Genomic DNA, 13,906 nt, shown 5'->3' with positions numbered 1-13,906 from the left:
GTCGATGATTATCGAGCAGACGGTACGGACCGCCGAGGGGCGCCCCACGATGGCACCAACTCAACCTGAGCGGGCCACGCTTGACGTGACCATCGTCCTACCCTGCTACAACGAGCAGACCCACGTGGTGGACGAGATCGAGCGCATCACGAAGGCGATGGACGCCAGCGAGTTCACCTATGAGCTGCTCGTCATCGACGACAAGTCCACCGACAACACGCTTGCCGTGATCCGCGAGGCCGAGCCCCGCTTCCCGCACATGCGGATCATGGCGTTCCAGCGCAACGGCGGCTCCGGTACCGCCCGCCGCATCGGCTCGCAGGAGGCGTTCGGCGGCATCGTGGTGTGGACCGACGCCGACATGTCGTACCCGAACGAGCGGATCCCCGAGTTCGCGCGGTACCTGCGCGACAACGAGCACGTCGACCAGGTCGTCGGCGCGCGCACCACCGAGCAGGGCAGCCACAAGGTGCTGCGGGTGCCGGCCAAGTTCGCCATCCGCAAGTTCGCCGAGCTGCTCGCCGGTACGAAGATCCCGGACCTCAACTCCGGCCTGCGCGCGTTCCGCAAGGACGTCTCCCTGCCCTACCTGCGGCTGCTGCCCCCCGGGTTCTCCTGCGTCACCACGATCACGCTCGCGTTCCTGTCCAACCAGCACCAGGTCGACTTCCTGCCGATCGAGTACGCCAAGCGGTCCGGCAAGAGCAAGTTCCACTTCGTGCGGGACGCCTACCGGTACATCCTCCAGGTGCTTCGCATGACGGTGTACTTCAACCCGATCAAGGTGCTGATGCCGCTCGCGCTCTTCCTTTTCGGACTCGGCGTGGTCAAGGCGATCGTCGACATCTTCCAGTACTACTTCCGCGTCACCACCAACGCGATGCTGCTCATCGTCACCGGGCTCATCATCGCGGCGGTAGCCCTCCTGGCCGACCTCATCGTCCGGTCGCGGGCTGACTGAGCGGGCCTCCACGTGGTGCGCGTAGCCATCGTGGGGCCGGCACATCCGTACAAGGGCGGCATCGCCCAGTACACGACGGCGCTGGCCCACGAGCTGACCGCGGCGGGTCACAAGGTACGGCTGGAGTCCTGGTCGCACCAGTACCCGAGGCTGCTCTACCCAGGGCAGCTGACGCTGGGGGAGCCGGAGCTGCCACCGTTTCCGGACACGGTTCGCCGGTTGTCCTGGCGGCGCCCGGACACCTGGCTGACCTGCGGCCGGCGGCTACGCGCCTACGACGTGGTGGTGCTCGTCGTGGCCACACCCATGCAGCTCCCGGCGTACCTGGCAATCCTCGCCGGGTTGGGCGGCGGCCGTAGGACGCGCGTGGTGGCCCAGTGCCACAACGTGCTTCCGCACGAGCGCCACGCGATGGACATGCGGCTCACCCGCAGTGTTCTGGCCAGGGTCGACGAGGTTCTGGTTCACTCGGACGAGCAGGCCGAGCTGGCCAAGTCGTTGACCGACCGTCCGGTGGTGGTGGAGCACATGGCGCCGGTGGTCGTCAGCGACGGGACACCGGCGCCCGCTTCCGACCAGGTATTCAACAGGCTGCTCTTCTTCGGGATCGTGCGGCCGTACAAGGGGCTCGACCTGTTACTGCACGCCATGACCACGGGCCGGAGGACGTTTCGTTGCGGGTGGCCGGAGAATTCTGGGGCGGCGCCGAGGAGACCGAGCAGCTCGTCGGCGAGCTCGGGCTGGCGTCCAGAGTGGAGCTTCGCCCTGGGTACGTGGACGCCGACGACGTACCCGGGCTCTTCACCGACGTCGACGCGCTTGTGTTGCCGTACCGGTCGGTGACCGCCTCGCTCAACGTGTTCCTGGCGTACGCCCACCGCCGCCCGGTGATCGCGACCCGGGTCGGCACGGTGGAGCAGGACGTCCGGGACGGCGTCGACGGGGTCCTCTGCGCGCCGGACAACATCGGCTCGCTGAGCGAGGCGTTACGCCGGTTCTACGTCGAGGGCGAGCCGGAGCGGCTGCGCGGGTCGGTGAGCCCGGCCGACGCCTCGCCCGGCTGGCGGTCGTACTGCGCCGCGGTCCTCGCGACGGCCTCTTCGTGACCCCGCCCACCCCGTCCGGCACGACCGTGTCTGCTCCCGCGCCGCCGGCGCCACGCCGCCCGCGTGGGCTCGGCATCTGGCTCAAGATCGGATTCCTGGTCCTCGCGGCCACGGCCGGCGTCTGGTACATCGCCGCCCACTGGGGCGAGACCGGCCCCGCCCTCAGCGAGATCGGCTGGGGTGCCGCGCTCGGCTCGGTACCCCTGGTGGTCGGCGCCGGTGTCGCCGGCATGCTCGCCTGGCGGCGCCTGCTCGCCGACCTCGGCCACCCGTTGCCCGTGATCCCGGCCGCCCGGGTCTTCTACAGCAGCCAGCTCGGCAAGTACCTGCCCGGCTCGGTCTGGACGTTCGTCGCGCAGGTCGAGCTGGCCAAGTTCCTGAGGGTGCCGCGCGCGGTGTCGTTCGCGGTCAGCGTGCTCGCGGTCGTGCTGTCGCTCGCGGTCGGCCTCAGCATGGCGGTGATCCTGCTGCCGTTCGGCGCGGGCGACGCGCTGCGCCAGTACTGGTGGCTGTGGCTGATCCTGCCGGTACTCGTCGCGGCGATCCACCCGGCGGTCACCACCCGGGGCATCAACCTGCTGTTCCGCACGTTCCGCCGCCCGCCGATCGCCGTGCGCCCCACCGGCCGAGGCATGCTCGCCGCGACAGGTTGGCAGATCCTCAGCTGGTGCCTGATGGGGCTGCACTGCTTCGTCCTGGTCCGCGCGGCCGGCGCCGAGGGCTGGACCGTGCTTCCCTTGGCGGTGGGTGGCTTCACGCTGGCGTACTGCGCGGGCCTGCTCTTCGTGCCGGCGCCGGCCGGCTTCGGCGTGCGGGAGCTGGCGCTCGGCGCGGCCCTCGCCACCGTCATCTCGCCGCAGTCCGCGGCCGCCGTCGTGCTCGTCTCCCGCCTCGTGCTGGCCGCCGTGGACCTGGGCATGGCGACGCTGAGCATCCACAAGCCGAAGCATCCGGAGGAGGAGGGGACGTGAGCGCGGCGGCACCGCCCGGCGGGGTGGCCACCGCGCTCGCCAAGCGGGTGGCCGAGGGCCTGCTGTGGACCCGGGTGCGGCTCCAGCGCGCGATCGCCGCGCCGGCCGCCCACCCCGCGCCGATGCCCCCCACGGACGTGCTCCGTACGCGCGGCGAGTGGGTGGCCGCGCTCGCCGAGTGCCGGCGGCTGCGCCTGCCGCCGCACCACGACCGCCCGAAGAACTGGGACGCGCTCGGCGCCGTGGGGTTGATCCTTTCCCGGCTGGGCACGGGCGCGGCGGTACTGGACGCCGGCAGCGCGCGGTACTCCCCGGTACTGCCGTGGCTGCGCCTGTTCGGCCTGCGCGACCTGGTCGGCAACAACCTGGAGTTCGGCGCGGACGTCCGCCGCGACGGCGTCCTGTTCCGGTACGGCGACATCACCGCCACCGACTTCCCGAAAGCCCGCTTCGACGCGGTCACCTGCATGAGCGTGATCGAGCACGGGGTGCCGCTGGACCCGTTCCTGGCCGAGTCCGCCCGGATCCTGCGCCCGGGCGGCGTGCTCGTCGTCTCCACCGACTACGACCAGGACCCGACGGACACGCGCGGCAAGATGGCGTACGGCAAGCCGGTGCACATCTTCTCCCCGGTGGAGATCAAGGAGATGGTGGCGCTCGCCGAGCGGCACGGGCTGCGGCTGCTCGGCGAGCTGGAGCTCGCGCACCCCGAGCGCCCGGTGCACTGGAAGCGGGTAGGCATCGACTACACGTTCATCAGGCTGGCCTTCGTCCGCGACTGATGTGACGCCCGTGGCATTGATCGCGCCATGTGGCGAGGCGGGCCACGGGGGCACCGTCGTGCCAAAGGTGTCCGGTACGCTTCGCGGATGCGCTGGCTGGCTTTCGGGACATTCGACGTGGAACGCCACCCTCGGGTGGCCGTCCTGATCGAGGGGTTACGTGCCAGCGGCGACGAGGTCGTCGAGGTCAACGCGCCGCTGCGCCTATCCACGGCCGCGCGCGTGGCCATGCTCCGCCAGCCGTGGCGCCTCCCGCTGCTCGCCTGGCGGCTCGCCACCTGCTGGTCCCGCCTGGCGGTCGCCGCGCGGCGCGAGCGCCGGAGCACACCGCCCGACGCCGTGCTCGTCGGTTACCTCGGGCACTTCGACGTGCGGCTGGCCCGCCGGCTCTTCCGAGGCACCCCGATCGCGCTGGACCACCTCGTCTCCGCCGCCGGCACCGCCGAGGACCGGGCGCTGGCAGGGAGCGGCGGGGTCAAGGCCAAGCTGATGCGCTGGATCGACCGCAGCGCGCTGCGCCGCGCGGACGTGGTCGTGATCGACACCCTTGAGCAGGGCGCGACACTGCCGGCCGACGCCGCCGAGCGGGCCGTGGTCGTCCCGGTCGGCGCGGGCGAGGTCTGGTTCGAGGCCGGCGCCGCCCACGAGCCCGACCTCGAGACCCCCCACGACCCAGGCACACCCCTCCAGGTGATTTTCGTCGGGCTCTTCACCCCGCTGCACGGCACCGCGACGATCGGCGAGGCGATCGCCGAGCTGGCCAGTGACGACCGCATCGCGTTCACGATGGTCGGCACCGGGCAGGACTACGAGCGGTGCCGGGAGCTGGCCAAGCCCAACCCCGGGTGACCTGGCTCGACTGGGTGCCGGGCGTGCGGCTGCCCGACCTGGTCGCCGGGCACGACGTCAGCCTCGGCATCTTCGGCACCACCGACAAGGCGCAGCGGGTCGTGCCGACAAAGGTCTACCAGGGGCTCGCGGCCGGTTGCGTGGTCGTCACCTCGGACACCGCGCCGCAGCGCGCCGCGCTGGAGGGCTCGGCCGTATTGGTGCCCCCCGGTGACGCGGGTGCCTTGGCCGACGCTCTACGCTCCCTGGCTGACGACCGGGACCGGTTGGCAAAGCTCAAGACGAGCGGCCAGATGTACGCTGCCGAGCGGTTCCGTCCCGCCGCCGTCGTTCAGCAGCTCCGCCGATCCGTCGACCATCTGGAGTATGGACACCGATGAGCCCGACCGCCCTCCCCCGCTCGCCCCCGCGCCGCCCTGCGCTGGGCGGTGGTCCGCAGTGCCGTGCGGAGGATCGCCCCGTCGACGATCCTCGAGCTCGGCTGCGGCCGAGGTGGATTCGGGGCACGGCTGGCCCGGATGGGCACCTATACAGCTGTCGAGCCGGACGAGACGTCGTGGCAGGCGGCCCATGAGTGGATCACGCCCGCCGGCGGCACCGTCGTGCACGGCGACCACCTCAAGGCGCCCGACCCGGGGACGTATGACATGGCGTGCGCGTTCGAGGTGCTCGAGCACCTGGAGGACGACGCCGGCGCGCTGGAGGAGTGGCTGCCGCTGGTGCGTCCCGGCGGGCACCTGGTGCTCTCCGTCCCCGCCGACCCGGAGCGGTTCGGCCCCTGGGACGAGCACGTGGGCCACTACCGGAGGTACAGCTCGGAGCAGCTCGGCGAGCGCCTGGCCAAGGCGGGCGCCGTCGACATCACGTTGCGTCACTACGCGTGGCCGCTCGGCTACGCCCTGGACGGCATCCGGGACCGGCTGGCCGTCCGGCGCAGCAGCGAGGTCGCGGAGAGCAGCGTCGAGGAGCGCACCGCCGGCTCCGGCCGGGTGCTCCAGCCAGGCGCGCGCCTGACCGGTCTCGCGGTCAAGGTCGGCATTACGCCGTTCACCGCGCTCCAGAGCTTCTCGCCGCGCAAGGGTCCCGGACTTGTCGCGGTGGCCCGCCGCCCCGCCGCCTGAAGACGTCGGCGAAACGGTCCGGTTTTATAGCACGAAGGCCGGGGTAGCACGGGCAGTTGCTAACCGATACGGTACGGCGGTGCTCGTGATCCTCCGGATTCACTTTCGGTGCTCAGGCTTGACTCCCATGTCGAGAATTCACCTGGAGGCGCTGACGCCGTCTCCTTCGGGGGTTGATCACTAAATGAGTGTGTCCACGGGGAATTCTCGGCGCCGCTCGCGCAACAGCGCGACAAGGACGCCGAGGCCGCCACGCCGGCGCCAGACGGTCGCCGGAAAGGTCTTTCGCTGACCGGCGGCATGAGGCTGCTCGTGCTCGGGGTCGTCGCCGGCGTCACGGTGATCAAATTCCTGTTCGCCGCCAACACATTCGGGACCAACGACGTCCGCTACTGGCTCCGCTTCACGGACGCGGTCCGCGATCACGGGCCGATCGGCATCTATGGTCTTGAGTTCAATGGCGCGCTCTACAACCATCCGCCACTGACCAGTTACCTGCTGCAACTGATTAGTTGGCTCGACTTTCACGGGATCGGCGACGTCCCATTCCTGATCCGGGTGCCGGCCACCCTCGCCGACGTGGTCACCGCCGTCCTCGTCTTCGAGCTTGTGCGCCGCTGGCACGGGCTGGCCCACGCCACGGTTGCCGGATTGCTCGTCGCCCTCAGCCCCGTGCTCATCATCGTCTCCGGGTTCCACGGCAACACCGACCCGGTCTTCGTGATGTTCACGCTGCTGTCCGCCTTCCTGCTCGTCGCGTACCGCTCGCCGCTCACGGCAGCGTTCGCCGGCGTGTCGTACGCGGCCGCGGTCAGCGTCAAGCTCGTGCCGGTCATGCTGCTGCCGGTGCTGCTGCTTGTCGCGTTCCGATCCGGCTGGCGCCGCGCGGTCGCGTTCCTCGCCGCGTCCGGGGTGGTCATGGCGGCGCTCTGGGGGCCAGTCCTGCTGACCCACTGGCGCGACTTCAGCGACAACGTGCTGGGCTACCAGGGCATCGACATCCGCGAGTGGGGCCTGGTCAAGTTCGTCGAGTGGCTCGAGCTGCCCGAGGGCTTCACCGACTTCCTCGTCGGCCCGGGCCGCTTCATCGCACTGCTGCTCTGCGCCGTGCTGCCGGTGCTGATGGTGTGGCGCCGGCCCGCCGCACTGGGCCCCGCGGTCGGCGTGGCGTTCGGGCTGTTCCTGCTGCTCAGCCCCGCGTTCGGCATGCAGTACCTGGTCTGGCCGCTGGCCGCCGCGTACCTGGTGAACGTCTGGCTGGCCACCGTCTACAACGCGCTCTCGAGCGTGTTCCTGATCCTGATCTACGGGACGTGGAACGGCAATCCCTACCCCTGGGAATGGGACGTCGCGAGGGCGTTCCCCATCGCGACAACCCGACCGTACGTCCTGGCCGTCTCTATCTGGCTGGCACTCGCCGCCGTGGTGGTCGCCGGCCTACTGCTCCTGCGCCGGCCCCGCCCTGGTGATCCGGGCGGTCCGGCCAACGACGACTCCCTCACCGTCCTCAGCTAGGAGAAGTTGGTGTCGAACACTTCCTCGGGGTACCCACGCATCGGCATCCTCGTGGTTGCCTACAACGCCTCGACCACCTTGGCGAAGACGCTTGACCGCATCCCGGTGGACTTCCGCGACAAGATCGCCGAGATTCTCGTGCTCGACGACGCCAGTCACGACGACACCCACCTCGAAGGGCAGAGCTGGGCCGAGCGCAACCACCTGGTCAAGACGATAGTTATGCGGCACCCCAAAAACCTGGGGTATGGCGGCAACCAGAAGGCCGGGTACAAGCTCGCCATCGAGCGCGGGCTGGACATCATCGTGCTGCTGCACGGCGACGGCCAGTACGCCCCGGAGATGCTTCCCGAGATGGTCGCGCCGCTGGTCAACGGCGAGGCCGACGCGGTCTTCGGCTCCCGCATGATGGAGAAGGGCGCGGCCCGGAAGGGCGGCATGCCGCTCTACAAGCTGGTCGGCAACCGGATCCTGACCAAGGTCGAAAACCGCATGCTCGGCACCAACCTGACCGAGTTCCACTCCGGTTACCGGGCCTACAGTGTGCGGGCGCTCACCGAGATCCCGTTGCAGAACAACACCGACGACTTCGACTTCGACACCCAGATCATCATCCAGCTCGTGCACGCCGGAAAGCGGATCGTGGAGATCCCGATCCCGACGTACTACGGCGACGAGATCTGCTACGTCAACGGGATGCGGTACGCCAAGGACGTCATCAAGGACGTCATCGAGTACCGGTTCGCCAGCAAGGGCTTCGGCACGTCCAACTGGGTGGCCTCGCCCGACGAGTACGCGTTCAAGGACGGCGACGGTACCTCCCACGCCCAGCTCCTCGACATGCTCTCGGCCGCGCCGCCGTCGCGGGTGCTCGACGTGGGCTGCTCCGGCGGGCGGCTCGCCGAGTTCATGCGGGCGGCCGGGCACCACGTCACCGGCATCGACTACATCGAGGTGCCGTCCGTCCGCGAGCGGACCGACGCCTTCCACCAGGTCGACTTGCAGTACGGCATCCCGGCCGAGGTCGGCACCGGCTTCGACGTGGTGATCGCCGGCGACATCATCGAGCACGTGGCCCGCCCCGGCGCCGCGCTGCGCGAGATGCAGCGGGTGCTCCGCCCCGGCGGCCAGGTGCTGCTGTCGGTGCCCAACTTCGGCCACTGGTACCCGCGCACCCGGACCACCTTCGGCATGTTCGGCTACGACCGGCGAGGCATCCTCGACGACACCCACCTGCGCTTCTTCACCCGCTCGACGCTGCGCCGCCTGGTGCGGCAGTCCGGCTTCGACGTGGTGGAGGAGCGCACCACCGGCCTGCCGCTCGGCGTCGTATCCGAGATGGACGGCCGCCGGCTCCGGCTGCTGCGCCGCGTCGACCGCGGACTTGTCAAGCTGCGCCCGACCTTCTTCGGCTACCAGTTCATCATGCGTTTGACGCCGCATGCCGAGGAGGCCCAGCTTGTCCACGGTTGAGGGCCAGCGCGCGCCCGTCGTCGACCCCGCCGACCCGCCCCGTCCCGCCAGGAGGCGTAAATTGACCGCCGCGAGCCTGTCACTGCTGCTCTTCGCAGTGGCCACCGCCGCCACAGGTCAGGTTCTGCTCAAGCACGGCATGCAGTTGGCAACGGAGAAGGCCACTGCCGGCAAGGGCAGCCTGGCCATCAACGCGGCCACCTCACCATGGGTGCTGCTCGGCCTCACCGTATTCGCGATCTCCGCACTGGCCTGGCTGACCACCCTCAGCCGCCTGCCGCTGAGCATCGCCTACCCGTTCAACGCGCTGGGGTACCTGGCCATCCTGACCGCCAGCGTGGTACTGCTCGACGAGCGTGCCAACATCTGGACCTGGGTGGGCACGCTGTGCGTGGTGGGCGGCCTGGTCATCGTGGTCGTCACAAAACCCACATAACCTCTGAGCTACCGCGACGTCCGCCGGGCTCCAGACCGCTGCTCCCGCGGCCTCACCCTCCGCGCCCCACACCCAACCCCGGCCTTCGGCCGCCGCCGGCCCCGCCTACGGTGCCGGCGCCGGACCACGCCTGGGGTTACTCGCTTGCTTGGCGCCCCGCGCCCCGCCCTGCGTCTTGTCCACATTTGCGCGTCCGTTTTGAACCCTTCGACTGGTTCTCGGCCCTCTGCTCGGGCTGATGCCGACCCGCTTCCGCCCGCGGTGACCTGTGTCCCCTTGATCGTCGGAGCCCATCAGCGATCGTGGTACCTAACTGTCCCCAGAGGGGCAGCTAAGTACCACGATCTGCCAGATGATGCCCGGCCGCAGCGCTGATCAAGGGAACCAGGTGTCGACGGCCGCCGTGCGGCCGGCAGCACCCGATTTGGAAGCCTGCGGCGTGCGGACAAACCAGCCAAAGCGCCCACCCAAGGTGTCGCTGTGGCCAAGCCCGCGAGATCTAGTCGACTTTGTGTCGCCCTGGTAGCAGTCGACTAGGGCCTGTTTCAAAAGGATTGTCGAGGCGAGCCGGGATCCAGGCGGCGATCCGGCAAGTCGGGCGCAAGGTCGCATACCGGTGTTGTATGCGGCCTTACGCCCGGCGCCGCCGGTCGTCGTCTGGGCCCGGCGCAGCCCGGCAAGGATTTTGAAACAGGCCCTAGATCCAGAGTTCTTCCGGTCCGCCCGTGCCGCCGGCAGCGAGGCCGGGTCGGTAACGGCGGTCAGGCGGGGGCGTTGGCGGGGGAGCTGGTGCGGCGGCGGATCTGGATCGCGGCGAGCAGTAGGTCCACGACGGTGATGATCATGCGGGCCACCAGTGCGACCACGAGTGCCTGTGGTGCGGACAGCACCGACGAGAGTGCCGCCGCCAGGGCCAGGTCCCGCACGCCGGCGCCGGCCGGCAGCCCCACCGCGAGCAGTCCGACGCAGTGGGCGAGCGCGTAGCCGCCGATCGCGGCGGGTAGCGCCTCGGCTGGCGAGCCGCCGAGGCCGATCACGAGGATCCAGGCGCTCAGCCCGAACATCAGCCACACGCCGGCCTGGAGTGCCGCCGTGCGGAGCAGCCCGCGCCACGACGGCGGGTGGTCGAGCGGGGGCGGCGGACAAGCCGCAGGACCTTGTTCAGGAGCCAGGTGAGCAGCTTCGGGTGCAGCACCGCCAGGAAGAGCGGCGCGACGAGCGCGATCCACCAGTACCGCTCGGCGGCGTTGGGGGCGGCGAACGGCAGCGTCACGATCGCCAGTGGCAGGCCGATGCCCTGCGCGATGACGATCGTGAGCACGCCGACCGTGAGCGTGGTGCGGCGCGGCACGTGCAGGTCGCGGGCGAGCTCCGCCTGGCTGATCATCGACCAGATCGAGCCAGGGATGTACTTGCCGAGCTGGCTCAGGTAGAAGATCCGGGCGGCGTCGCCGCGTCGGAGCGGGGCGCCGAAGTCGGCCATCAGCGAGCGCCACGTGAAGAGGCTGATGATCATCGCGGCGAGCGAGAACGGGCTCGCCGCGACCACCGCCCACGGGGACAGCTCGCCCAGCGCCTCGACCAGCTCCCGCCAGTTGCGCGCGATGGCCGCGGCCGCCGCGACCAGCACGATGACCAGCACCACGGTGCGCAGCCGGGTCCGCCACGAACTCGCCGGTTTCGGCTGCGCCGGGGCAGATTCGGGTACGTCATCACGGACGGTCATGGGCTCGGCTCAACTCACAGATCGGTAGGGACCGGACCCGATGAGCGTAGTGCCCGGCGGCGACGGTCCCGCACGGCACCGCCCACCAGCACTGCGACGATCGCGAGCGCGGCCGCGAGGCTTAGCCAGCCGCCGATGCCGCCGCCCGGGCTGGAGTACTGGAACCGTACCGTGTGGCTGCCGTCCGGAATCTCGACCGCGACGAACGCGTGGTCGGCGTTGAGCAGCGTGGCCGGGGTGCCGTCGACCGTGACCGTCCAGCCGGTCTGGATCGGGTCGGTCAGCACCAGGTAGCCGGAGCCGCGGGCGGTCACCGTGACCTCCGTGGCGTCGGTACCCTCTTCCGTGATCTTGACGTCGCCCGTGCCGCCGGCGGCCTCGGATCTCGGCCGGTGATCCAGCACCACCTGGTCGGCGGTGAGCGTGCCGCTCCGCAGCAGCTCCATCCGGCGCGCCCCGTCCGGCTCCACCACAGCGGTGCTGGCCCAGCGGGCGCGGGGGAGTGCCTTGGTGCGCTCGATGACCGTCGCGTCACCGACGAACGCCATCTTGAGCCCATCGTCCTGCGCGCCGACCGCGGCCAGGGCGGGGGCGTTGCCCACCGCGTTCACCTTGATGCCCTGGCTCGCGTGCACGGTGATCTTGACGGAGAGCCGCGCGTCCGGTGCCACACCCTCTGCGGCGAGTGGGATGGTCGTCGGCCGCGTCGTGTTCGTACGGTCGATCCGCCGGTCGGTCCGGGCCACCTCACGCCCGGTCTCGTCCGTGAGCACCGCCTCGAGGCGCTCGGTCGGTGCCCAGCGCAGGTCTTCCGCCGGCTGGAGCTGTACGGCCCGGATCGGCCCCGTGCCCGGCACCGGCAGGGTCACCGGTGTCTCGGGCATTAGCGTGGTCACGCCGGTCGTGGCGGGAGCGGGCCGCGGCGCGCCGGGCACCGGGGAGTCGAGCGTCGAGACGCCGTACCGGATGGACATGCGGTCGAGCGTCGGGCTCGTGGCGAAATTCATCCCGCCCGCGACCGCGATGGTCGTGGAGGAGGCCGCTCCCTTCCCCCGGTCGACCGGATCAGCTCGCCGTACTCCCGGCTGGCGAACGTGTGGCCGGTCGCGGCCCGCAGCTCGTACGCCGACTCGACACTGCGCGTCATCGAGCCGTGCAGGCTCGCGAAGCGGTCCGTGCCCTCGTGCGTGCCGAGGAACGTGTGCACGTCCGTCACGGGGTAGAACGTGCTCTTGGGCGAACGCGGCCAGTACGGCACCACGAAGTAGAGCGCCTGCCCGGCGACCAGCACCGGCAGCACGGCAGCCGCCACGAGCCGCAGCCGACCGCCCCGGCCGTCCTCGCGGCCACCCTGCCACCAGAGGGCGGCGGCGCACGCCAGCGCCATCAGCACGATCAGCCCGCGAGGCCGAACTCGTTGGTCAGCTTGTCGAGCCGAGGCGAGCCACCGCCGCTGAGCTTGTCGACCAGGTACGCCTGCCGCCGCGCGTCCTGGAACACGAAGAGGCCCGCGGCCGCGACGGAGCCCCAGACGAGCGCCACCCACGCCAGCCCCCAGCGCCGGCGCCGCCGAGCCGCTGCGTCAGCCGCGTCCGGGCCATCCTCCCGCGCCGCGGCCCGCCGGCGCAGCAGCAGGTCAAGCCCCACCGCGGCCAGCGCCGCCAGCAGGAAGCCCAGGATGCAGCGGGACCGGCCGACGAAGTTGTCCGAGAACAGGAACGGCAGGCTCTGCGCCACCTTGAGCGGGAACCCGCCGCCGTAGATCAGCACCAGCCAGACGGCCGTGGAGATGACCAGGAAGAGCCAGGCGGCCTGCGGGAGTGCGGCCCGTCCGCGCCGGGCCATCGCGACCGCGCTCACCACGAGCACCAGCGACGCCGCGCCGATGTACGACATCGACTCGACGAGATTGTCCGGCAGGTACCAGTAGATGTCTCCGTACGGGTTGACGGTGCCGAGCGCCCACGGCGAAATCATCGTCACCAGGCTCGGCAGGTCCAGGTGGTCGCCCGGCGTCTGGCCGCGCCCCACCACGTACGCGCTGTTCATGAACACGACCCACGGCACGAGCTGGATGGCGGTGAGCAGCACAGCGCCCACCACCCCGCCGACCGCCAAGCCCAGCCCACTCAGCAGCTGGCGCCACTGCCCCAGTACGTGGCCAGCAGCCGCACCAGGAGGTACAGGCCACCCGTGGCGACCGTGTAGCCAGTGACCGCCGGGAAGCCACCGAAGATCATCGCCGCGAGCGCCAGCGCCAGCACAGCGGCGTCCCGCAGCCGCCTGTTCTGCACGATCAGCTCGACCGCCCAGAAGATCGCCGGAATGAACGCCGCCACCCGCGTCTGCGGCCACCCCGTCCACACCACCATGAACGCGCTGCTCGCGTAGACAAGACCGCCGAGGAGCGCCGGCGCCGTGCCGATCCGGAGGCGGCGCAGGAAGAGGTACATGCCGCCGACCGCGACGATGATCTCCAGCAGCTTCACGATGCCGGGCGCGTACCACAGTGGCAGCACGTAGAACGGCACCGTCAGCGGCGACGCCAGCGCGTAGTTGGGCGTCGAGCCGAGCGGCACCCCACCCGCCGTGTACGGGTTCCACGCCGCGATGTTGCCCTCGCGCAGCTGGTCCGCGAAGAGAATCGTGTTCGGCAGCGCCGAGTCCCACGTGTCGTCGAGGTAGTTGTTGGTCGCCCGGACGTCGGCGAACTCGGGCACCTCGCTGTACGGCGAGGTGCCCGCCATCTCGTTCGTCGACGCGAACGTCGACTGGCCGAACAGCGGCGACCCGATCCCGATCATGGCGAAGCCGGCGATCGCGAGGAGCACCACGACCGGCAGGATGCGGTCCAGCCGGCGCGGCGGCGACGTGCGAACCGCCTGCTGTGGCGCGGGGTCTGGCGTGTCCGGATCAGCTGGCGGCGTCAGTGCGCGCGGCAAGACCATCGAGCTTCCTAGACCAGT

General features: G+C 70.5%; 16 protein-coding genes and 1 pseudogene. 11 read left to right on the top strand and 6 right to left on the bottom strand.

Going from position 1 to position 13,906, the window contains the following annotated elements; translation table 11 throughout:
• Nucleotides 1–4 precede the first annotated feature (4 nt).
• The 11 genes and pseudogenes from Pflav_RS17645 to Pflav_RS17600 all read left to right on the top strand — a co-directional run bounded on the left by Pflav_RS17645 (nt 5) and on the right by Pflav_RS17600 (nt 9,214).
• Nucleotides 5–961 carry a glycosyltransferase family 2 protein gene (locus Pflav_RS17645; RefSeq protein ID WP_197938607.1) on the top strand — a complete coding sequence of 319 codons (957 nt, stop codon included), beginning with the start codon at nt 5–7 and terminating at the stop codon, nt 959–961.
• 12 nt (nt 962–973) lie between these two features.
• Nucleotides 974–1,447, top strand: a pseudogene (locus tag Pflav_RS45740) (glycosyltransferase family 4 protein); the annotation flags it as partial.
• Nucleotides 1,339–2,067, top strand: coding sequence for a glycosyltransferase family 4 protein (locus tag Pflav_RS47980; protein WP_332107876.1), 729 nt, complete (start codon nt 1,339–1,341; stop codon nt 2,065–2,067). The pseudogene Pflav_RS45740 and the gene Pflav_RS47980, both read left to right, overlap by 109 nt.
• Nucleotides 2,064–3,038: a lysylphosphatidylglycerol synthase domain-containing protein gene (locus Pflav_RS17635; RefSeq protein WP_173037140.1), complete on the top strand. Its 975-nt coding sequence runs from the start codon at nt 2,064–2,066 to the stop codon at nt 3,036–3,038. Before Pflav_RS47980 ends, Pflav_RS17635 begins: the two co-directional genes overlap by 4 nt.
• Nucleotides 3,035–3,820: a class I SAM-dependent methyltransferase gene (locus Pflav_RS17630; protein WP_173037139.1), complete on the top strand. Its 786-nt coding sequence runs from the start codon at nt 3,035–3,037 to the stop codon at nt 3,818–3,820. The genes Pflav_RS17635 and Pflav_RS17630 overlap by 4 nt, the downstream gene beginning before the upstream one ends.
• 87 nt (nt 3,821–3,907) lie before the next feature.
• Nucleotides 3,908–4,669 (top strand): glycosyltransferase family protein, encoded by a 762-nt coding sequence (locus Pflav_RS17625; RefSeq protein WP_173037138.1) that lies wholly within the window; start codon nt 3,908–3,910, stop codon nt 4,667–4,669.
• Nucleotides 4,666–5,049 (top strand): glycosyltransferase, encoded by a 384-nt coding sequence (locus Pflav_RS17620; RefSeq protein ID WP_173037137.1) that lies wholly within the window; start codon nt 4,666–4,668, stop codon nt 5,047–5,049. The genes Pflav_RS17625 and Pflav_RS17620 overlap by 4 nt, the downstream gene beginning before the upstream one ends.
• 63 nt (nt 5,050–5,112) lie before the next feature.
• Nucleotides 5,113–5,790: a class I SAM-dependent methyltransferase gene (locus Pflav_RS17615; RefSeq protein WP_173037136.1), complete on the top strand. Its 678-nt coding sequence runs from the start codon at nt 5,113–5,115 to the stop codon at nt 5,788–5,790.
• A 300-nt stretch (nt 5,791–6,090) separates the two neighbouring features.
• Nucleotides 6,091–7,305: a glycosyltransferase family 39 protein gene (locus tag Pflav_RS17610; protein ID WP_173037135.1), complete on the top strand. Its 1,215-nt coding sequence runs from the start codon at nt 6,091–6,093 to the stop codon at nt 7,303–7,305.
• A gap of 9 nt (nt 7,306–7,314) precedes the next feature.
• Entirely contained in the window at nt 7,315–8,778 is a 1,464-nt protein-coding gene (locus Pflav_RS17605; RefSeq protein WP_173037134.1) for a bifunctional glycosyltransferase/class I SAM-dependent methyltransferase, read from the top strand.
• Nucleotides 8,765–9,214 (top strand): DMT family transporter, encoded by a 450-nt coding sequence (locus tag Pflav_RS17600; RefSeq protein WP_232071540.1) that lies wholly within the window; start codon nt 8,765–8,767, stop codon nt 9,212–9,214. The genes Pflav_RS17605 and Pflav_RS17600 overlap by 14 nt, the downstream gene beginning before the upstream one ends.
• A gap of 761 nt (nt 9,215–9,975) precedes the next feature.
• Here Pflav_RS17600 and Pflav_RS17595 read toward each other — a convergent pair.
• Genes Pflav_RS17595 through Pflav_RS17570 form a run of 6 tightly spaced genes read right to left on the bottom strand, consistent with a single transcriptional unit; the run spans nt 9,976 to nt 13,888 of the window.
• Complete coding sequence (locus tag Pflav_RS17595) at nt 9,976–10,278, bottom strand: hypothetical protein (protein WP_173037133.1); 303 nt, start codon at nt 10,276–10,278, stop codon at nt 9,976–9,978.
• On the bottom strand, nt 10,278–10,940 hold the full coding sequence (locus tag Pflav_RS17590; RefSeq protein ID WP_173037132.1) for a lysylphosphatidylglycerol synthase transmembrane domain-containing protein: 663 nt from the start codon (nt 10,938–10,940) through the stop codon (nt 10,278–10,280). The genes Pflav_RS17595 and Pflav_RS17590 overlap by 1 nt, the downstream gene beginning before the upstream one ends.
• 14 nt (nt 10,941–10,954) lie before the next feature.
• Complete coding sequence (locus Pflav_RS17585; protein ID WP_173037131.1) at nt 10,955–11,914, bottom strand: YfhO family protein; 960 nt, start codon at nt 11,912–11,914, stop codon at nt 10,955–10,957.
• A 29-nt stretch (nt 11,915–11,943) separates the two neighbouring features.
• A complete protein-coding gene (locus tag Pflav_RS17580; protein ID WP_173037130.1) occupies nt 11,944–12,327 on the bottom strand; it encodes a hypothetical protein in 384 nt (127 codons plus the stop codon).
• Nucleotides 12,328–12,335: 8 nt separating this feature from the next.
• A complete protein-coding gene (locus tag Pflav_RS17575; RefSeq protein ID WP_173037129.1) occupies nt 12,336–13,031 on the bottom strand; it encodes a hypothetical protein in 696 nt (231 codons plus the stop codon).
• 38 nt (nt 13,032–13,069) lie between these two features.
• Entirely contained in the window at nt 13,070–13,888 is an 819-nt protein-coding gene (locus Pflav_RS17570) for a hypothetical protein (protein WP_173037128.1), read from the bottom strand.
• Nucleotides 13,889–13,906 lie beyond the last annotated feature (18 nt).

It is taken from the genome of Phytohabitans flavus (assembly GCF_011764545.1).
GTDB classification, from domain to species: Bacteria; Actinomycetota; Actinomycetes; order Mycobacteriales; family Micromonosporaceae; genus Phytohabitans; species Phytohabitans flavus.
This window is presented reverse-complemented; position numbering and strand designations above follow the sequence as displayed.

Excerpts from the sequence above, each read along its gene's own strand:
- Pflav_RS17595 (WP_173037133.1), bottom strand. The coding sequence starts at position 10,278 with ATGTTCGGGCTGAGCGCCTGGATCCTCGTGATCGGCCTCGGCGGCTCG.
- Pflav_RS17580 (WP_173037130.1), bottom strand. The coding sequence starts at position 12,327 with ATGGCGCTGGCGTGCGCCGCCGCCCTCTGGTGGCAGGGTGGCCGCGAG.
- Pflav_RS17590 (WP_173037132.1), bottom strand. The coding sequence starts at position 10,940 with ATGACCGTCCGTGATGACGTACCCGAATCTGCCCCGGCGCAGCCGAAA.
- Pflav_RS17585 (WP_173037131.1), bottom strand. The coding sequence starts at position 11,914 with ATGTCCATCCGGTACGGCGTCTCGACGCTCGACTCCCCGGTGCCCGGC.
- Pflav_RS17610 (WP_173037135.1), top strand. The coding sequence starts at position 6,091 with ATGAGGCTGCTCGTGCTCGGGGTCGTCGCCGGCGTCACGGTGATCAAA.
- Pflav_RS17625 (WP_173037138.1), top strand. The coding sequence starts at position 3,908 with ATGCGCTGGCTGGCTTTCGGGACATTCGACGTGGAACGCCACCCTCGG.
- Pflav_RS17645 (WP_197938607.1), top strand. The coding sequence starts at position 5 with ATGATTATCGAGCAGACGGTACGGACCGCCGAGGGGCGCCCCACGATG.
- Pflav_RS17570 (WP_173037128.1), bottom strand. The coding sequence starts at position 13,888 with ATGGTCTTGCCGCGCGCACTGACGCCGCCAGCTGATCCGGACACGCCA.